Source organism: Waltera sp. (genome assembly GCF_046969025.1).
In the GTDB taxonomy this organism is placed as follows: Bacteria; Bacillota; Clostridia; order Lachnospirales; family Lachnospiraceae; genus Acetatifactor; species Acetatifactor acetigignens.
This window is the reverse complement of sequence record NZ_JBKVQF010000002.1, coordinates 170488-189352: the sequence shown is the minus strand read 5'-3', so window position 1 is coordinate 189352 and position 18865 is coordinate 170488. Positions and strand designations below refer to the sequence as shown.

Genomic DNA, 18865 nt, shown 5'->3' with positions numbered 1-18865 from the left:
CGTCAGAGTGGACGCTGATGGGAAGAGTAATAACAGAGATACAAATATGGGAAGAAGATAAAAGGATAGGATTGAAAATGAAACAGAATATGCAGGATCTGACGGAAGGACCCTTAGGAAAGAAAATACTGATCTTCAGTGTGCCGTTAATGCTGTCCAATCTGCTACAGGTGCTTTTCAACATGGCGGATATTGCGGTGATCGGTCAGTTCGCCGGTTCCCTGTCGCTGGGAGCGGTAGGGTCCACAGCCACGTTGGTCACCATGTTTACCGGATTTTTGATCGGCCTGTCCGGCGGTATTAATGTGCTGACAGCGTTATATTACGGAGCGAAGGATAAGGACAGTCTGTCGAAGACGATTCACTCCGCCGCACTGGTCAGCCTGATCATGGGAGTGCTGTTACTGGTACTGGGAGTCGGCTTATCCGAGTGGATGCTGACAATGCTGAAGACCAGAGAGGAACTTTTGGACAAAGCAGTATTGTACCTGCGGATCTATTATCTGGGAATGCCGGCGCTGGCCATTTACAACTTTGGTAATGCGGTGTACAGCGCAGTGGGGAATACGAAGAAGCCTCTGTATTATCTTGGTTTTTCCGGAGTGCTGAATATTATTCTGAACCTGTTTTTTGTGATCGTCTGTCATATGGATGTGGCAGGAGTGGCATTGGCCAGTATCATTTCCCAGTATGTATCTGCAGCATTAATCCTGCAGGCACTGCTTCGCTGCAAAGACATTTATGCCTTGCATCCGGGAAAGCTGCGGTTGGATCCGGAACTTACGAAGGATATCCTGAAGCTGGGAATGCCCTCCGGATTGCAGAACGTAATTTTCCAGTTTGCCAACAGCTTTGTGCAGATGGGTGTGAATTCCTTTGATGCCACCATGGTGGCAGGCAATTCCGCAGCCACCAATGCAGATGCCATGGTATACGATGTCATGGCGGCATTCTATACCGCCTGCGGCAGCTTTATGGGACAGAATTACGGTGCGGGCAAGAAGAAAAGGGTGCGGAACAGTTACCTCATCAGCCTGGCATATTCCTTCGCCATCGGTCTGATCCTGGGAGTGTCACTGGTATTTTTCGGAAGAGCGTTTTTGTCCCTGTTTACCAGAGATGCGGCAGTTATGAATGCCGGTATGTACCGTCTGACAATCATGGGATTTTCGTATTGTATTTCGGCATTTATGGACTGTACCATTGCGGCGGCCAGAGCCATGGGCAAGAGCATTATACCTATGTTCATTGTCATCATGGGCTCCTGCGTGTTCCGTGTAATCTGGGTCTACACCGTATTTGCCTATTTCCATACGATACCGTCCCTGTATCTGCTGTATGTTTTCTCCTGGAGTATCACCGCAGTGGCGGAAATCCTCTATTTCATACGAATTTACAAACAGAAAATGGCTCTCCTGTCGTAAGACAGAAGAGCCATTTTTTGCGTGGTGTGCCCGGCGGTGCATGTCGCTCTTTATATTATGCAGCTTCGGTCTCTGCGGCAGCAGAAACAGCAGCGTAACGAACCGGCAGGAGATGAGCGCGTTCCAGTGCAACATAGATGATGGGGATCAGAATCAGCTGGATAATGATACCGGGGAGGCAGGATACGAAATATCCGGCAGCCCAGGCAGACCAGCTGTAGGAACCGCCTGCAAAGATCAGTGCGCGCAGGATACCGGTGATCACACGGCCGCCCAGCATGGCGATGATTAAAGCCGCATACAGATCAATGATCAGCTTACCGCTGCGGAGAAACTGCAAGACCAGACCGCTGATCAGACCATAGAGTCCCAACTCGATCATCATAACAGGCATATATCCAAAAACGGGCATACCGGTAAGCAGACTGGATACCAGAGGTCCGAGAATGCCGCAGACCAGACCGAAAGGTGCTCCACAGACCAGACCGCACAGAAGCACGGGCAGATGCATGGGGGAGAACAGGACACCGCCCTTGGGAATGGCGTGCAGAGTCATGGGCAGAACCACACATAAGGCAATACACAGAGCAGTGAGGATGCTCTTGTTTAAAACAGTTAATTTTTTCATGGAAAACCTCCTGATAAGATATAACTGTTCAGAGTCTCCATTCGCAAAAAGCCTCTCCGAGACGGAGAAACCTGAACAGTAACAAAAAAGCCAGAACGGCACACTTTTCCCTTCTGGGATAAATATGCCTTCTGGCGTTAAGCTCCTTCCTGAAGCATAATACATAATAAAGGGTGGGCATTTTTTTGTCAAGATAAATTGCAAAAAAGCATTTGCCATGCTATCATGGAACATGTATGTATTATTTTTGGCAGGAGTAAAGTTATGCGTATTATGGTAATGGACGGCCAGGGCGGAGGCGTAGGCAGAAGCCTGCTGGAGGCTCTGAAGGAACGGTTTCCGGAGGCGGAACTGATCGCAGTGGGAACCAACGCCACAGCTACGGCGAATATGATGAAGAGCGGCGTGACAAGCGGTGCCACCGGGGAGAATGCCGTGGTATATAACAGTAAGAGAGCAGACGTGATCGTAGGACCGGTGGGAATCGTCATGGCGGATGCCATGTTAGGTGAGATCACCCCCACCATGGCAGCAGCGGTAGCTTCGAATGATGCAAAACTGATCCTGATCCCCATGAGTAAATGCCATGCCACTATCGTGGGAGTCGAGAGCAGACGCCTGGGAGAATACATTGCGGAGGCTGTGGATGAGATCGCTGAGAACTGTTTCTGAGCTGACAGAGGAATTGCGTGTGCTTCCCACCGGAATGCGCATTATTGCCATTGACGGCAGATGCGCCGCAGGGAAGACAACACTGGCTGCCAGACTTGCAAAAGAACTGGGCGGAGATGTGATCCATATGGATGATTTTTTTCTGCCGCCTGCACTTCGGACGCAGGAGCGCAGAAGCGAGCCCGGCGGAAATGTGCACTATGAACGATTTTTGACGGAAGTCATACCGAAGCTTGCATCGGGACAAGCATTTTCCTATCAGAGATTTGACTGTTCCCGCATGGCACCGGGAGACTGGCTCCCGGTACAAAATAACGGTTTTGTATTCGTGGAAGGCGCTTACAGCTGCCATCCGGTACTGGGAGAATACATGGACCGGAAAGTATTTCTGGACATAGACCATGAGACGCAGACGGAGCGGATCCGCACGAGGAACGGAGAGGACATACTACAGGACTTCCTGCAGCTGTGGATTCCGTTGGAAGAAGCATATTTTCAGGCATTTTCCCTAGAGGAGAATACCGATTACATTATAAAACAGACGAAAGGCGAGACAGATGCTGCATCAGTTTTACCCGGATTATGAGGCGAATTCCGCCTATGGCATAGATTACAGAACATTATATGAACAGGGGTATCGCGGAATCATTTTTGATATTGACAATACACTCGTACCGCACGGGGCACCGGCAACACCGCAGGCAACAGAGTTCTTCGGCAGATTGCGGGAACTGGGATTTCAGACACTGCTGTTATCGAACAACAAGGAGCCCCGCGTAAAAAGTTTTGCGGATGCAGTAGGTGCTTCCTATATCTATAAGGCCGGGAAACCCGGAAGAGAAGGTTATCTGCGGGCTATGGAACAGATGCATACCGGGGCGGATACCACACTTTTTGTGGGGGATCAGCTGTTCACCGATGTGTGGGGAGCTAAGAAATGCGGGATCGTGACCTATCTGACGAAACCCATTCATCCGAAAGAAGAGATTCAGATCGTACTCAAGAGATATCTGGAAAAGATCGTACTGTTTTTCTACCATAGAGAAAAGCGTCGGAAAGGAAATCAAAATGCTGAATGATATCAATGGCTATACCAGAACCTGCGGACTGATCGGAAACCCGGTGGAGCACACCCTGTCTCCGGTGATCCACAATACCCTGTCCATGGTGCTTGGGAAAAATCTGGCCTATGTCCCGTTCCATGTGGAGACCGGAAGACTGGAGGATGCCGTGAAGGGTGCTTTTGCACTGAATCTGCTGGGAATAAATGTAACGGTTCCCTATAAAAGCGATGTGATCCCGTACCTGGATGACATAGATCCGCTGGCATCAAATATCGGTGCTGTAAATACGCTGGTCCGCACGGAAAAGGGCTATAAAGGCTACAATACCGATATGCCGGGATTGTACCGGGCCATGTGCGAGGACGGCGTCAAAGTCAAGGGACAGAAAGTGCTGATCCTGGGAGCCGGAGGAGTAGCCAGAGCGGTAGCCATGATGCTGTTGGATAAGGGGGCGAAAGAGGCCATTATCCTGAACCGTACGGTGGAAAAGGCACAGAGCATAGCGGACGAAGTAAATCACCTCACCGGAAAAAAACGGAAATTTGCAAAAGCCCTGTCTATAGATGCGTATGATACGCTGCCGGAAGGGGAACGCTATCTGGCAATACAGGCCACCAGTGTGGGTATGTATCCGGACTGTGATGCGGCGTTGATCGAGGATCCCACATTTTATAAGAGAGTACACACCGGATATGATCTGATCTTCAATCCGCCGAAGACCCGGTTTATGGAACTGGTGGAGGCACAGGGCGGTGAAGCCTATAATGGCGCAAAGATGCTTCTCTATCAGGGAATCATTGCTTTTGAATTGTGGACAGGCTGCCAGGTGGAACCCTGGCTTGCAGACAAAGTCTATGAACGGATGCAGAAAGCAAAAAAAACAGAGGACGGAAAATAAAAAATGAAACACAAACGAAGGAATATCGTCCTGATCGGCTTTATGGGATCGGGGAAGACAACACTGGGACTGAAACTGTCCTATCTGCTACGGATGCCGGTAGAAGACACGGACAAGCTGATCGAGAGACAGGAGGGCAGGAGCATCACACAGATCTTTGCGGATGACGGTGAATCCTATTTCCGGGAACTGGAGACGGAACTGCTGCGAAAATGCGGGGAACAGAAATACGAACGTATCCTGTCTGTGGGAGGAGGCACTCCGGTCAATCCGGTGAACCGGCCCCTGCTGCATCAGTGTGGAACAGTGGTATATCTGCGCGTGTCGCCGGAAGTGGTCTACGAGCGGCTGAAAAATGACACTACAAGGCCCCTGCTGCAGTGTGAGGATCCTCTGACAAGGATCCGGGAACTGCTGGAGATCCGGGACAAAATCTATGCGGAATGTGCGGACATTATACTGGATGTGGATAACAGGCATTCCGATGAACTGGCGGAAGAGTTACAGCTGCAGTTACGGAAGCAGAAAGACATACAGAGAAAAAAGGAGAGAAAAAAGATGAAAATTCTGGTGATCAACGGACCGAATCTGAATTTTCTGGGAATCCGTGAGAAAAAGATCTACGGAACACAGGACTATCAGTATTTACTGGATCTGATCGACAAAAAAGCAAAAGAAACCGGAGAGGAGATCCAGGTGTTCCAGAGCAACCATGAAGGAGCCATCATCGACAGGATCCAGGAGGCTTATTCTGACGGAACAGAGGGGATCGTGATCAACCCCGGTGCCTACACCCATTACAGCTATGCCATCCGGGATGCTCTGGCAAGCGTGGATATTCCCAAGGTGGAGATTCATATTTCCGATATTACGAGCAGAGAAGAGTTCCGCAAGATTTCTGTGACAGCACCGGTATGTAACAGGCAGATTTACGGACAGGGACTGGACGGTTATCTGCAGGCTATCGACTTCCTGCGGGAGAACAGGCAGTAGTTTCCCGAGAAATTTGAAAAAATTTTTCAAAAGTAGTTGAAATGTGCATGTTTTTATATTAAAATGTTAAAGAATTATGACGTGAAAATATTTAGGAGGAATACATTATGATTTCTGCAGGTGATTTCAGAAATGGTATTACCATTGAGTATGATAACAATGTTTACCAGATTATCGAATTCCAGCATGTTAAGCCGGGAAAGGGCGCAGCTTTCGTAAGAACCAAGCTGAAGAACATCAAGAGTGGCGGTGTAGTAGAGAAGACTTTCCGTCCTACTGAGAAGTGCCCTCAGGCGCGTATTGATAGAAAGGATATGCAGTATCTGTATGAAGATGGCGATCTGTACTACTTCATGGATACCGAGACTTACGATCAGGTTGCACTGAACTCTGAGACTGTAGGCGATGCACTGAAGTTCGTAAAAGAGAACGAGATGTGCAAGATCTGCTCCCACAATGGCAGCGTATTCTCCGTGGAGCCTCCTCTGTTTGTAGAACTGGAGATCACTGAGACCGAGCCCGGATTCAAGGGTGATACCGCTACCGGTGCCAGCAAGCCTGCTACCGTTGAGACCGGAGCTACTGTTGCAGTACCTCTGTTCGTTAACCAGGGCGACAAGATCAAGATCGATACCAGAACCGGTGAATATCTGTCTCGTGCATAATTGTTGAGACTACCACTGTTCTGAGCAATATCCGATAAGAGAACCTGTAAGGCAATAAGTTATCCTGTTTCGGGATGGCTTATTGCTTTTGTTATTTTCTACATTTTTACACCGGAAATACCACATGGGAAAAAGCAGGAGGGGAGCCTGCTTCGGAGAGGCATGGAGGTATTCTATGGAGATTTCTACATTTAAAGTAAAGGTACAGAAGGCTGTCAGCGAAGTGTTGGGACAGGAGTATACAGTGGAACTGCGGGAAGTGCAGAAGAATAACGGAGTGCTGCTTCAGGGACTGATGATCCGTAAGGGACAGGACAATGTGACACCTACGATTTATCTTAATTCCTTCTGGGAAGCTTATGAGGGTGGCGTGACCTTTGCAGATATTATTAAGAAGATCATCAGTATCTATAAGGAGGACGGAATCGGCCGGAAGATCGATGTTTCCTTTTTTCAGGATTTTGAGAAGGTAAAGGAGAAACTGTGCTTCCGGCTGGTGAACCGGGAGAAGAACCGGGAGCAGCTGGAAAAAGTGCCGTATATTCCGATACTTGATCTGGCAATCTGCTTCTACTATGCGTTTGACGAAGCAGGAGTGGACAACGGTATGATCCCCATCTACAGATCCCATCTGGACAACTGGAAGGTGACAGACAGGGATCTGCTGGAGATTGCAGTGAAAAATACCCCCAGACTGTTTCCCGGTGAGACCATTCCCATGGAGGATGTGCTGGGAGACGCACTGCAGGAACTTCCGGAGGAAGTCCGGAGGGAATTTTTGAGGAAGGTATCCATGATGATCCTGACGAATTCCCGCAAGACTTACGGTGCCTGCAGTATTCTGTATCCCGGGATGCTGGAGCAGCTGGCAGAGCGTATCGGCGGCGATTATTACATGATCCCCAGTTCTGTTCATGAATTCCTGCTGGTTCCCAGGGAACGGGAACAGGACAGGGAAGAACTGAAGAAAATGATCGCAGAAGTGAACCGGACGGAGCTGCCGCCGGAGGAAGTTCTGTCGGACCATTTATATCTGTATTGCAGCCGGGAGAGGGAAGTAAAGATAGTGTAGAATACCGGAGTGAATATTATGTTTGAAAAAAACTGAATAATTCCAACAATTTAAACTGGACATATGTAGTGTTTTATGATATTATAGTCGAGGTGATGTAACAAATTTGTAATATTTGCATCCGTAGTCTAATGGATAGAACGGAGGCCTCCGACGCCTTTAATGCAGGTTCGATTCCTGTCGGATGCATTTACATCACCTTGATTATAGGGAGAGAGATGAGAGAAGCCGCTTGCGGCTTTTTGCGATTAAAGAATTTTTTTTCAGAATTTGGAAAGGACGCAATATGTGGAAAGAAAAATTACATTTTCTTGGAAACTATATCATAAAGCATAGTAAAGTAGTTTTGCCGGCTGTCGTTGTTGTGGCAGTGGCAGTCACCGTATCTGTAAGCCTGAGTATGAACAACCGTCACCGTGAGGAGCAGCAGAACGCAGAGAGCGCAGCGGCAGCGTCCAGTGAGATTGCTACGGAACCGACAACAGAGGATGTATCTTTGGTAGCAAATGAGGAAGGTGCGGTATATACTCTGGTAGCTACTTATTATAATGCCATGGCGACCGGTGATGAGACAACGTTACGTTCCGTTTGTGATGAGATCTCCGACAAAGACATGTATCGTTATCTGGAACTGGCACAGTATATTGATTATTATCCGACTTTGGAGATTTATACCAAGACCGGCCCGGAAGAGGGTTCGGTGATCGCTTATGTATATTACAAGATTGCATTTGTGGGTCATGAGGAAGAGGTGCCCGGTTATCAGGCACTTTATATCTGCACCAATGATCAGGGAGAAATGTATATCAAGCGCGGCGAGAACAGTGAGGAAGTCAACGATTATATCAAGACGGTAAGCACGCAGGATGATGTTGTGGAATTTAACAACAAGATCACAGTGGAATACAATGAACTGATGGTAGATCATCCGGAAGTATTGCAGTATATCAGTGAGCTGGATTCTCAGGTAAGCATTGCCGTAGGAGAGAAGCTGGCCAATCAGGTAGCCGGAGATCAGAATACAGATACCTCTGCGGAAGGCGGCGATCAGGCGGCAGACGGTCAGGATACTTCTGCCGAAGGCACAGAGCAGCCTGCAGAAGAGCAGGGACCGCAGTATGTGACGACAACTACTACCGTAAATGTCAGAAGCTCCGACAGTGAGCAGGCGGATAAGCTGGGTAAAGTGGCAGGAGGTACGAAGCTTCAGGTACTGGAGCAGCGCGCCAACGGTTGGACCAAGGTAGATTATGAAGGTAAGGAAGGCTATATCAAGACAGAGTTCCTGCAGCTGGCAGAGAGCGCAGCCGGTGCCGAGACCATCGGAACCGTGACCGCTACCACCAATATCAATGTACGTGCATCCGCCAGTGAGACTGCAGATCGTCTGGGAGTTCTTTCCGGTGGCGATTCCGCGGAACTGGTCGGCACAGAAGGCGACTGGAGCAAGATCAGGTACAATGGCCAGATCGGATACGTCAAGAGTGAATATGTACAATAACAGATTTTCCAAGTTCGTAGGGGCGCGGATGCTTGCATACGGCGACCTATGAACTTGAGAAAATCGCACCTACATGAGGAAGAAGCGATTTGCGGAAGCAAATCAGCGGAATCCGAATGTAGGTAGAATTGCGAGAGCAGCGAAGGCTGCGGAGCAATTCGTATTGCGCGGCGAATGATAGGGCGAATGCCCGACAGCGAAGAAATGCGAAGCATTTTTGAGCGGTGCACTGCGGAATGAGGAAGAAGCAATTTGCGGAAGCAAATCAGCGGAATCCGAATGTAGGTAGAATTGCGAGAGCAGCGAAGGCTGCGGAGCAATTCGTATTGCGCGGCGAATGATAGGGCGAATGCCCGACAGCGAAGAAACGCGAAGCATTTTTGAGCGGTGCACTGCGGGCTTGGAATAAAATAAGATAATTCAGGGAAAGCTTCTTACCAAAAACGGTAAGGAGCTTTTTCTATGAATAAAACAGGAAATCACAATCTGAAGAAACAGGAGATCAACATCTACCGGGAGATCCAGCGTAACACGGAAATGGCCATGAAGGCACTGGATGCCGTTACGGACAAAATCTACGACGACAGGCTGGCAGCCGTGGTGGCGGAACAGGAATTACAGTACTCCAGGCTACATGACAGGGCAGTGCAGAATCTGGTGGAGGGCAAGGCCCAGACCTACCGGGAGAATGCCATGGAGAAAATGATGCTGCGCTTTGGAATCGGTTATAACACCCTGCTCAACACCAGCACAAGTCATATCGCAGAAATGATCATCAAGGGCAGTAATAACGGTGTGCTGGAGATGGAGAAGGTGTTGGCACACAATGAAGAGTTTGCTGGAAGCCCCTGCCGCAGTCTGGCGAAGGAACTGATCGAGATGGAGAATGCCAACATCCGGACTCTGAAAGAATATCTATAGCATACAAAACGACCGCTTTCGGCAATTTAACGTACATCATAACGCACAAATTGTATACTTGCATACCTTTTTGTGCAATTTTTATAGAAAATGGCCAAAAACTTTTACGATTTAGTGAAATAAAGTTTATTGTACAATTAAAAAAGTCGTTTTATAATAAAGCATATGGCAACCAGGTTGTCATGAATCTGTATACCAATTGAAGGAGGACATTCAAATGTCATATGTTGATGAAGTATTTGATTTGGTAGTCGCAAAGAATCCTGCACAGCCCGAGTTCCACCAGGCAGTCAAAGAGGTTCTGGAATCTCTTCGCGTGGTGATCGAGGCAAACGAGGAAAAATATCGTAAGGATGCTCTGCTGGAGAGACTGGTAACTCCCGAGAGACAGATCCTGTTTCGTGTACCCTGGGTGGATGATAAGGGTCAGGTACAGGTAAACAACGGTTTCCGTGTACAGTTCAACTCCGCAATCGGACCTTACAAGGGAGGCTTACGTTTACATCCTTCCGTTAACTTAGGTATCATCAAGTTCCTTGGTTTCGAGCAGACCTTCAAGAACTCTCTGACCGGCTTGCCTATCGGCGGTGGTAAGGGTGGTTCCGATTTTGATCCCAAGGGTAAATCCGACAGAGAGATCATGGCTTTCTGCCAGAGCTTCATCACAGAACTTTACAAATATATCGGAGCAGATACCGATGTTCCTGCAGGTGATATCGGTACCGGCGCAAGAGAAATCGGTTATATGTACGGACAGTACAAGAGACTGACCGGCCTGTATGAAGGTGTTCTGACCGGTAAGGGCTTAAGCTATGGCGGATCCCTGGCAAGAACCGAAGCAACCGGTTATGGCCTGCTGTATCTGACCGAGGAGATGTTAAAGTGCAATGGCAAGGATATCGCAGGCAAGACCGTGGCTGTATCCGGTGCCGGTAACGTAGCAATCTACGCTATCCAGAAAGCAGAGCAGTTAGGTGCCAAGGTAGTTACCTGTTCTGATTCCACCGGCTGGATTTATGATCCCGAAGGAATCGATGTAGCACTGTTGCAGGAAGTAAAGGAAGTAAAGCGTGCAAGACTGACCGAGTATGCTGCTGCAAGACCCAGCGCACAGTATCATGAGAAGAAGAATGGTGAGCATGGTGTATGGACCGTGAAGTGTGATGTAGCTCTTCCTTGCGCAACCCAGAACGAACTGGATCTGGAGGATGCAAAACAGCTGGTTGCTAACGGCGTATTCGCTGTAGCAGAGGGCGCTAACATGCCTACCACCATGGAAGCTACCGAGTACTTCCAGAAGAACGGCGTTCTGTTCTGCCCCGGCAAAGCATCCAATGCAGGTGGTGTTGCTACCTCCGCTCTGGAGATGAGCCAGAACAGTGAGAGACTTTCCTGGACCTTCGAAGAGGTTGATGCAAAGCTGAAGACCATCATGGTTAATATCTTCCACAATCTGGATGATGCAGCCAAGAAGTACGGCATGGAAGGTAACTATGTAGCAGGTGCTAACATCGCAGGCTTCCTGAAGGTTGCAGACGCCATGACTGCACAGGGTATTGTATAGGAACATCTGAAAACATAAGGTATATCATGAGCACCGGATCGAATGTGAAAACGTTTGATCCGGTGATTTTTTTATGCAAAAAATAACCCGCCCCTGTAGCTGCGTGGAGCAGTGGTACAGGGGCGGGTATTGTTATTTCTATGGTATTCTATGGTTCACATATTATTCTTCTGTCTGCGGCTGCGCTGCAGCATTACGGGCATTGATCTCGGCCTGTTGCTGGTTGATCACAGATTCGTAGTCCGGATTGGCAAAGAAGGTTGCATCATGCTGACACTGACTTCTGGTGTTTGGTGTGCTGACAGTCTGCGTGCCATCCGGATTATTGATGATGACAGTGGAGCCCTGCTGTAATGCAGGATCTTCTACCAGAGGCATGGTGGCAACACCGGTGTACTTGAACGGGCAGTCGGGGCTTGCGGGTAATCCGTCGTAAGCACAGATCTCACCCTGATAGTGCACATCACAGCTTTCGGTAGGTTCTGTACCCTCCGCAAAGTATTCCGTGTAGACGGAACCATCGCAGAGACCGGGAATCGGGAGCTTGCCGGACTGGGAACATACCGCTACCTGTACAATACCGGAGGGAACCGGGAACTGGGTGTTAGGCAGATCCTCATGAACACGCTTCATAACCTTACGCCATAAGGTCTTGGAGACACCGTCCTCGGCACTGTTCAGGTCAACATTGTTGTCGTACCCGGTCCAGGTAGCAGCGGTGTAGTAAGGGGTATATCCTACAAACCAGGCATCGGTAGGTCCGGTAGTAGTACCGGTCTTACCGGCGATAGCCATACCGCCGAAATTTACACGGCCACCGGTACCGGAGGTAACTACATCCTGCATAGCACTGGTCAGCAGGAAAGCGGTGGTCTCCTTGATGACCTGTCTGGTAGCCGGATTGGTGTTGTCCAGAATTACATTGCCATCGGAATCGGTGACCCTGGTGTACAGCTTCGGGGTGACATAAGTACCGCCGTTGGCAATAGCTGCGTAGGCACCAGTCAGTTCGTAAGGAGTAACACCGTAGGTCAGACCGCCCAGAGCCAGGGACTGGTTCACGTCGGACTTGATCTCGTTGCCGACCTGCACACCGTCGGTCAGAGTGGTAAATCCAAAGTTCAGCAGATAATCATAACCAAGTCTCGGAGTGATCACCGTGATGTTCTTAACTGCGATGATATTCAGGGAGTCACGGATCGCACTTCGGATATTCTGGATGCCGCGGTAACCAGTCTTGTACCAATTCCGGACGGGAGTACCGTCGGCATAATTGAACGGAGCGTCGTTGTAAACAGTAGCCAGAGTCTTGCCGGCACTGTCCAGAGCGGGAGCGTAGGAGGCCACTACCTTGAAGGTGGATCCCGGCAGACGCTTGGCACTGGTGGCACGGTTCAGGGTTCTGCGGCCCTCCTTGGCACCGCGGCCGCCGATCATGGCTACCACATAGCCAGTGTTCTGCTCCTCAATGACCATAGCGGACTGGGGCTGAGGAGTCATGGAAATAGTTTCTTCGTAATTATCTGCATCGTCTTCTACACCCAGCTGAGCCAGCATTGCGGAACGGTAAGTGTCCACCGCTGCATAGGCATCATCCTGGGAAGAGAAGATCAGGTTGAATTTTGAATTCTGGTTCTGCTTGAACCAGGTCATCATGTTTTCTTTACTGAAGTTATTCTTGGTACCGTCGGGAGAGATAATGGTAAGTGCATAGTTCAGATACCATTTCACGTTCTCCGGATAATTGGAGGGATCTGCATATTCTTCGTTCAGAATTGCCTGAATCTTGGGATCCAGAGTGGATTCCACACGCAATCCGCCGGAGGTCAGCAGAGTCTCGGCCATGTTCTCGTTGTAACCGGACAGGATCAGATCCTGTTTTACCTGCTCATATACCGCATCAGAGAAGTAGGAACCGGTAGTGGCGTTGGCTTCCTGATAGTCAATGTCGTACAGACCAATACGCTCGTACACGGCATCGGTATCCGCCATGGCTTCATCGTATTGTGTCTGACTGATAAAGCCAAGCTCCAGCATTTTATTCAGACATTTCTCACGACGCTTTACATTCTCTTCCGGATGACGGATCGGATTGTATTTGGATGGATTTTGGGTGATGCTGGCAATGACCGCACATTCGGAAATGGTCAGTTCACTGCAGTGTTTACCGAAGTAACGTAAGGATGCGGATTCCACACCCAGGGTGTTCTGCCCCAGGTTGATGGCGTTCATGTAACGCAGCAGGATCTCGTCCTTGGAGTAGTACTTTGTAATCTCCAGTGCCAGGTACTGCTCCTGGATCTTACGCTTGATTTTTTTGATCTTGTTATTACCCTCGGAGGTCCAGTCCGTAAAGACGGTATTTTTTAGAAGCTGCTGGGTAATGGTACTGGCACCCTGGGCTTCTTCACCACCGGTCTTAAAAAACTGATAACCGGCACGGATAATACTCTTGAAATCAATACCGTTATGCTGATAGAAACGTTCATCCTCGATGGCTACGAAAGCCTTGCCCAGGTAGTCGGGAATCTCGTCCATGCCGACGGAGAGACGGTTGGAGTTGGTGCTGACGTACTGGTCAATCTCGTTGCCCTCTCTGTCATAGACGATGGTAGCTTCGCCGACAGCCACGACATCCGACAGACGGATCGTGGGGGTGGAGGAGAGGATACCGCGGAAAACACCGATACCGGCGGCTACACCGCAGATGCCGATGCCTACGACAGCGGCTAGCATGACCTTGACACAGGTCAGAGCAATTTTCCTTCCCCATTTTTGTGATTTAGAGTTGAGTGTCTTTTGCTTCGCACGGACACCTTTTTTACTATAATTCATAAAACAAGTCCTTTCTGTCTGAGATACAGACGAAAACATTATACCAAATAATGCTATGTAAATAAAGGCTTTTTAGAATTGTTTCACATTTTGGAGAAGTTATGCTACACTGAAAAAGAAAGCAAAAGAAAATAAGAATTTAAAAATAAGTGAGGCCATACATGGGTGACATGACAGCAACAGATAACTATAGAATCCTTTTGTCCGGCGGGGAAGGCGAAATCGTGGAGAAAAAGTCCCGCTTTATCTCTACGATCCGCAAGTGTGAAACCGAGGAAGAAGCAGTGGCTTTTATAGAAGAAATGAAGAAAAAATACTGGGATGCCAGACACAACTGTTCTGCATTTATAATAGGAAGCAGAGGCGAACTGACCCGGTGCAGCGATGACGGGGAACCCTCCGGAACGGCGGGGCGTCCGATGCTGGAAGTATTGACCGGATCCGGTATCCGCAATATTGCGGTGGTAGTGACCAGATATTTTGGTGGCACATTGCTCGGCACCGGCGGCCTGGTGCGGGCCTATACCCAGGCGGTGAAGGAGGGGCTGGATCATTGTGAGACCGGCATTATGCGGAAGGGCTGCGAGCTGGAAGTGACAACGGATTATAATGATGTTGGAAAGCTGCAGTACTATTTCGGACAGCAGGGCATCGTTCCTGCGGACAGCATCTATGCGGAAAACGTAAAATTTATTTTACTTGTCCCGGTGGAAAAAGAGGATAGTCTCAGGAAAAACCTGACAGAAACCACCTGCGGAAAGGTAAAAATTGAGAAATTGAAAGAAACTTATTTCATTGACAAAGAATAGTCATAAAGTTAAAATATTATTAACAATTCAGAACCATTAAATATTGACGGATATTCGTCGAATGTTTACATTCGTAAGAATATATGTCAAGAGCAAAAGGAAAGCCTCGTAGAGGCGATTTTGCGAATGGGGTTCTGGATGGATCCTACAGAAAGGTGGTGGTTTTTATGAAGTGTACACAGAAGAGTTCTGACAACCCACTTCCGGGGCGAAGTTACTGCATAAGTTACACCCATAGAAAACATCATAAGGAGGATCATCATGGAACAGATCAAAGAACTGGAAGAAGTCTTAGAGCTTCTTAACACCAAGCAGTATACCAAACTGCGCCAGTATCTGGCTGAACTCAACGATGCCGATATTGCAGGACTTCTGGAAGAACTGGAAGAAGAGGATATGCTCAAAGTCTTCCGCATTCTTCCCAAGGACCTGGCGGCAGACGTTTTTTCCTATTTAGATATGGACAATCAGCAGAAGATCATCACCTCCCTGTCAGATAAGGAAGCAACGAACATCATCAACAACCTGATGGCAGACGATGCGGCTGACCTGCTGGAAGAGATGCCTGCCAACATTGTCAAAAAACTTCTGACCAACGCAAGCCCTGAGGTACGCAGAGACATTAATCATCTGCTGCGGTACCCGGAAGATTCCGCCGGAAGCATCATGACGGTCGAGTATGTAGACCTGAAGGAGAATCTGACGGTGAATCAGGCCATCGAGCGGATCCGTAAGGTAGGCCTCGACAGTGAGACCATCAATATCTGCTATGTGCTGGATGCCCAGAGAAGACTGGTGGGAACCGTGGCCCTGCGTTATCTGCTGCTCATGGACGGTGACGAGATCATCGGTGACATCATGCATGAAAATGTCATCTCCATCAATACCCTGATGGACCAGGAGGAAGTTGCCAGACAGTTCAAAAAATACGACTTTACAGCCATGCCGGTAGTGGACAATGAGAACCGGCTGGTAGGTATTATCACCGTGGACGATATCGTGGATATCATCGAAGAAGAGACCACGGAGGATATGGAAAAAATGGCGGCTATCGTGCCCAGTGATAAGCCTTATATGAAGACCGGGGTATTTGAGACCTTCAAAAAGCGTATTCCCTGGCTGCTTCTTCTGATGGTGTCAGCTACATTTACCGGAGCTATCATTTCTTCTTTTGAAGATGCGCTGAGCGTGTGTGCGGTACTGGTGGCATATATTCCCATGCTGATGGATACCGGCGGAAATGCCGGAAGCCAGGCGAGCGTTACGGTCATCCGTGGACTGTCCCTGAATGAGATCGAATACCGGGATGTGCCGAAGGTCGTATTCAAGGAGATCCGCGTGGCACTGATCTGCGGTATTACACTTTCCGCAGCGAACTTTGCAAAATTACTGTTATTGGATAAAGTAGGGGTGCTGGTGGCAGCATCCGTGTGCCTGACTCTGGTGGCGGCAGTAGTGATCGCTATGATTATCGGATGTCTTCTGCCGATCCTGGCGAAACGGCTGGGATTCGACCCTGCGGTCATGGCGAGTCCGTTCATAACGACCATCGTCGATGCAATGTCATTACTGGTATATTTCCGTGTGGCATCTGCAATTTTAGGGTTATGATAAGAGAATAAATGATAGGTAAAGCGTCTGCCTGAAAGCAGGCGCTTTTGACATTTTTTTGACAGGATGTTTTTTTTTAAGTACTTTTCAGCAAGCTCTTTGCAAGGATGTAATTTTTTGTTAGAATCAGGATAAATGTGAAATGTAACCGCTTTCGTTAATCTTTTTCTTAAGAGAATATTCGAGAACAGCAAAAGCAACGGAGGAATGAAATATGAGATATTTTTTTGAATCTAAAGTAGAGAAAAAGGATGCAGGATACACCATTCAGATTCCTTTTAATGTATGGGAAGTATGCCATCAGAGAGAAGTCATCAAGGGAGATATCGTTCTGGATAACAATATCATTCAGTGCGAGCTTCATCCCAAGGAGAAGGGCAATTACGAGATCGTGATCACCGATGAAGCTGCTGTAAAAGTAGAGCTGGGTGTGCCTCACAAGATCCTGTTACATATTAACGGTTCCCTGATCCGTATGGATCAGAACAGCCCTTACAGCTTTGAGAATCCAATCCGCAAGATCGACAGCATGAACGTGATCATCCAGCCCGAAGACGGTCTGTGCGGTCAGGCTTGTGTCGCAATGTTAGCCGGTGTTACTATCGCAGAGGTGATCAGTGTGATGGACTGCAGAGAGTGGCAGGCTACCATGGGTCGCGTGATCTCTGCACTGAACTATTACGGCATTGACCATACCGACATCATCGTATATACCGAGGGTAGACCCGCTGTACTGCCGAAGTGCTGTATCATGATGGAAAAGATGGGACGTTTCTGTCATTACCTGGTACACTATGATGGAAAATTCTATGATTCCAATCTGGGTGTGCTGGAAGAGTACGATATGAGCAAGCTGTTAGGTTACCTTGAAATCAAATGCTGATGGAATGCAAATCCGTATTTGCGTGATTTCGATTACCTTGTTCTATTTATAAGGAAGTTCAAAAACTGTAGGTTACACAGATGTGCCTACAGTTTTTTCATAGCAAATAGGTTAATCGGCTAAAAACCCCCTAATAGGGTTGCATGTTAACACGGTAAAGTGTAAAATGGAAAAGTGTGATTTTCGTAACGCTTTAGAGCGATTACTAATTTTTTATTACAAAGGATGGGAGAAAAATGAATCAGAAAAAGAAGATTGAAAATTATCAGCAGATTGCCATGGGAACCGGATTGCGTTATGATGAAGTGGGTGGCCTGTTTCATGGGGAACGGGATGGGTTTGACTTTATCGTCTATGCACCCGATGCAAGATATCCATATATGATGGTGCTGCATACGGCGGCAAAAAGCGCTGACGGGTCGACATTTGACAAGCAGGCAGTGAAAGGGTTTCAGAAAAGCAGCAAGAAGATCGCGAGTTTTGGTCAGAAGAATCTGGATATCAGAGTATCACTGAAGGCACAGTCCAATGCGGAAAAATGTAAGGATACATTGAACGAAGCACTTGCAGCTACAACGACATTCCTGCGTACAAACAGTTACAGCCCCTGCTGTGATCTGTGCGGTCAGAATGTAGAGACCGGAGCGTTCAGAATGGGCGGTGAATACTATCATTTATGTCCGGACTGCGAGACGAAGATGCGCAGTGACATCGCAATGAAGACACAGCAGAAGGCGCAGAAGAAAGAAAACATCGTAGGCGGTATTGTAGGTGCCCTGTTAGGATCCCTGTTGGGAATGCTCAGTGTTCTGATCTTAAGCCAGTTGGGATATGTAGCAGCATTATCCGGTGTGATCATGGCGGTGTGCGTTCTGAAGGGATATGAGATGCTGGGCGGAAAACTGACCAAAAAGGCTGTGGTCATCAGCGCTGTGATCATGATCCTTATGACGTATTTCGCAGATCGTGTGGACTGGGCGATCATTCTGTTCAATCAGGGCGGCGGTGCGGAAGCAGGTTATAGTCTGTTCGAGTGTTATCGACTGATCCCTGCGGCACTTTCCGCAGAAATTATTGATATGGGAAGCTACATAGGCAATCTGGTTCTACAGTATCTGTTTGTGGCGCTCGGAGCAATCCCTACCGTTATCGGAAAAATGAAAGAGAAAAAAGAAGAAGGTATTATCGTAAGATTAAATTAAGCTCTTTGCTTTCAGCAGACAATGTGGTACAATAGTACCAGTGATGTAATTCCTTATATCGTGGTATTGAGTTCAGACTTTTGACCCCGATAGCATAATGTTGGAATTAGGGGGAAACAGAAT

Annotated in this window: 17 protein-coding genes, 1 tRNA gene and 1 pseudogene; 17 read left to right on the top strand and 2 right to left on the bottom strand. The window is 48.2% G+C overall.

Translation table 11 applies throughout. From position 1 onward, the window contains the following. Positions 1–77: 77 nt before the first annotated feature. Positions 78–1424, top strand: coding sequence for an MATE family efflux transporter (locus ACLTOH_RS01845; RefSeq protein WP_412223207.1), 1347 nt, complete (start codon positions 78–80; stop codon positions 1422–1424). A 55-nt stretch (positions 1425–1479) separates the two neighbouring features. Here the strand turns inward: ACLTOH_RS01845 and ACLTOH_RS01840 are convergent, their stop codons facing one another. Next, positions 1480–2052 (bottom strand): ECF transporter S component, encoded by a 573-nt coding sequence (locus ACLTOH_RS01840; RefSeq protein WP_337414724.1) that lies wholly within the window; start codon positions 2050–2052, stop codon positions 1480–1482. 264 nt (positions 2053–2316) lie between these two features. Here ACLTOH_RS01840 and ACLTOH_RS01835 point away from each other — a divergent pair, with 264 nt between their 5' ends. The 12 genes and pseudogenes from ACLTOH_RS01835 to gdhA all read left to right on the top strand — a co-directional run bounded on the left by ACLTOH_RS01835 (position 2317) and on the right by gdhA (position 11402). Beyond that, positions 2317–2724, top strand: coding sequence for a DUF3842 family protein (locus tag ACLTOH_RS01835; protein WP_022311921.1), 408 nt, complete (start codon positions 2317–2319; stop codon positions 2722–2724). Further along, positions 2699–3310 carry a uridine kinase gene (locus tag ACLTOH_RS01830; RefSeq protein WP_022311920.1) on the top strand — a complete coding sequence of 204 codons (612 nt, stop codon included), beginning with the start codon at positions 2699–2701 and terminating at the stop codon, positions 3308–3310. The genes ACLTOH_RS01835 and ACLTOH_RS01830 overlap by 26 nt, the downstream gene beginning before the upstream one ends. Then, the gene (locus tag ACLTOH_RS01825) at positions 3282–3803 is read left to right on the top strand and encodes a YqeG family HAD IIIA-type phosphatase (protein WP_337414728.1); all 522 of its coding nucleotides are present in this window, start codon (positions 3282–3284) and stop codon (positions 3801–3803) included. Before ACLTOH_RS01830 ends, ACLTOH_RS01825 begins: the two co-directional genes overlap by 29 nt. Then, positions 3793–4686, top strand: coding sequence for a shikimate dehydrogenase (gene aroE, locus ACLTOH_RS01820; protein WP_337414729.1), 894 nt, complete (start codon positions 3793–3795; stop codon positions 4684–4686). Before ACLTOH_RS01825 ends, aroE begins: the two co-directional genes overlap by 11 nt. A 3-nt stretch (positions 4687–4689) precedes the next feature. Then, positions 4690–5184, top strand: a pseudogene (locus ACLTOH_RS01815) (shikimate kinase); the annotation flags it as partial. A 60-nt stretch (positions 5185–5244) separates the two neighbouring features. Continuing rightward, complete coding sequence (gene aroQ / locus ACLTOH_RS01810; protein ID WP_117464990.1) at positions 5245–5679, top strand: type II 3-dehydroquinate dehydratase; 435 nt, start codon at positions 5245–5247, stop codon at positions 5677–5679. Between the two features lie 107 nt (positions 5680–5786). After that, positions 5787–6344, top strand: coding sequence for an elongation factor P (efp, locus tag ACLTOH_RS01805; RefSeq protein WP_022154943.1), 558 nt, complete (start codon positions 5787–5789; stop codon positions 6342–6344). A 175-nt stretch (positions 6345–6519) separates the two neighbouring features. Next, positions 6520–7416, top strand: coding sequence for a DUF5688 family protein (locus tag ACLTOH_RS01800; protein ID WP_262593275.1), 897 nt, complete (start codon positions 6520–6522; stop codon positions 7414–7416). A gap of 117 nt (positions 7417–7533) precedes the next feature. Beyond that, positions 7534–7605 (top strand) — tRNA-Arg (locus ACLTOH_RS01795). Positions 7606–7702: 97 nt separating this feature from the next. Then, a complete protein-coding gene (locus ACLTOH_RS01790) occupies positions 7703–8917 on the top strand; it encodes an SH3 domain-containing protein (RefSeq protein WP_227063281.1) in 1215 nt (404 codons plus the stop codon). A gap of 462 nt (positions 8918–9379) precedes the next feature. After that, positions 9380–9838, top strand: a complete 459-nt coding sequence (locus ACLTOH_RS01785; protein WP_227732949.1) for a hypothetical protein — start codon at positions 9380–9382, stop codon at positions 9836–9838. 217 nt (positions 9839–10055) lie between these two features. Continuing rightward, positions 10056–11402, top strand: coding sequence for an NADP-specific glutamate dehydrogenase (gene gdhA / locus ACLTOH_RS01780; RefSeq protein WP_117464903.1), 1347 nt, complete (start codon positions 10056–10058; stop codon positions 11400–11402). 162 nt (positions 11403–11564) lie between these two features. On the opposite strand, the gene ACLTOH_RS01775 is transcribed toward gdhA, so the two are convergent. After that, positions 11565–14237: a transglycosylase domain-containing protein gene (locus ACLTOH_RS01775; protein ID WP_227063283.1), complete on the bottom strand. Its 2673-nt coding sequence runs from the start codon at positions 14235–14237 to the stop codon at positions 11565–11567. 161 nt (positions 14238–14398) lie between these two features. On the opposite strand from ACLTOH_RS01775, the gene ACLTOH_RS01770 reads away from it, so the two are divergent. From ACLTOH_RS01770 to ACLTOH_RS01755, 4 genes are all read left to right on the top strand, one after another. Next, complete coding sequence (locus ACLTOH_RS01770) at positions 14399–15046, top strand: YigZ family protein (RefSeq protein WP_412199844.1); 648 nt, start codon at positions 14399–14401, stop codon at positions 15044–15046. 261 nt (positions 15047–15307) lie between these two features. Further along, a complete protein-coding gene (gene mgtE / locus ACLTOH_RS01765) occupies positions 15308–16657 on the top strand; it encodes a magnesium transporter (protein WP_227063287.1) in 1350 nt (449 codons plus the stop codon). Between the two features lie 214 nt (positions 16658–16871). After that, positions 16872–17540: a hypothetical protein gene (locus ACLTOH_RS01760; RefSeq protein ID WP_227063289.1), complete on the top strand. Its 669-nt coding sequence runs from the start codon at positions 16872–16874 to the stop codon at positions 17538–17540. Positions 17541–17776: 236 nt separating this feature from the next. Continuing rightward, positions 17777–18742: a hypothetical protein gene (locus ACLTOH_RS01755; RefSeq protein ID WP_227063291.1), complete on the top strand. Its 966-nt coding sequence runs from the start codon at positions 17777–17779 to the stop codon at positions 18740–18742. The last annotated feature ends 123 nt before the right edge of the window (positions 18743–18865 follow it).

What these genes read in the sequence shown, in the direction of transcription:
- ACLTOH_RS01845 (WP_412223207.1), top strand. Translation starts at nt 78, where the DNA reads ATGAAACAGAATATGCAGGATCTGACGGAAGGACCCTTAGGAAAGAAA.
- ACLTOH_RS01840 (WP_337414724.1), bottom strand. Translation starts at nt 2,052, where the DNA reads ATGAAAAAATTAACTGTTTTAAACAAGAGCATCCTCACTGCTCTGTGT.
- ACLTOH_RS01835 (WP_022311921.1), top strand. Translation starts at nt 2,317, where the DNA reads ATGCGTATTATGGTAATGGACGGCCAGGGCGGAGGCGTAGGCAGAAGC.
- ACLTOH_RS01830 (WP_022311920.1), top strand. Translation starts at nt 2,699, where the DNA reads ATGAGATCGCTGAGAACTGTTTCTGAGCTGACAGAGGAATTGCGTGTG.
- ACLTOH_RS01825 (WP_337414728.1), top strand. Translation starts at nt 3,282, where the DNA reads ATGCTGCATCAGTTTTACCCGGATTATGAGGCGAATTCCGCCTATGGC.
- aroE (WP_337414729.1), top strand. Translation starts at nt 3,793, where the DNA reads ATGCTGAATGATATCAATGGCTATACCAGAACCTGCGGACTGATCGGA.
- aroQ (WP_117464990.1), top strand. Translation starts at nt 5,245, where the DNA reads ATGAAAATTCTGGTGATCAACGGACCGAATCTGAATTTTCTGGGAATC.
- efp (WP_022154943.1), top strand. Translation starts at nt 5,787, where the DNA reads ATGATTTCTGCAGGTGATTTCAGAAATGGTATTACCATTGAGTATGAT.
- ACLTOH_RS01800 (WP_262593275.1), top strand. Translation starts at nt 6,520, where the DNA reads ATGGAGATTTCTACATTTAAAGTAAAGGTACAGAAGGCTGTCAGCGAA.
- ACLTOH_RS01790 (WP_227063281.1), top strand. Translation starts at nt 7,703, where the DNA reads ATGTGGAAAGAAAAATTACATTTTCTTGGAAACTATATCATAAAGCAT.
- ACLTOH_RS01785 (WP_227732949.1), top strand. Translation starts at nt 9,380, where the DNA reads ATGAATAAAACAGGAAATCACAATCTGAAGAAACAGGAGATCAACATC.
- gdhA (WP_117464903.1), top strand. Translation starts at nt 10,056, where the DNA reads ATGTCATATGTTGATGAAGTATTTGATTTGGTAGTCGCAAAGAATCCT.
- ACLTOH_RS01775 (WP_227063283.1), bottom strand. Translation starts at nt 14,237, where the DNA reads ATGAATTATAGTAAAAAAGGTGTCCGTGCGAAGCAAAAGACACTCAAC.
- ACLTOH_RS01770 (WP_412199844.1), top strand. Translation starts at nt 14,399, where the DNA reads ATGGGTGACATGACAGCAACAGATAACTATAGAATCCTTTTGTCCGGC.
- mgtE (WP_227063287.1), top strand. Translation starts at nt 15,308, where the DNA reads ATGGAACAGATCAAAGAACTGGAAGAAGTCTTAGAGCTTCTTAACACC.
- ACLTOH_RS01760 (WP_227063289.1), top strand. Translation starts at nt 16,872, where the DNA reads ATGAGATATTTTTTTGAATCTAAAGTAGAGAAAAAGGATGCAGGATAC.
- ACLTOH_RS01755 (WP_227063291.1), top strand. Translation starts at nt 17,777, where the DNA reads ATGAATCAGAAAAAGAAGATTGAAAATTATCAGCAGATTGCCATGGGA.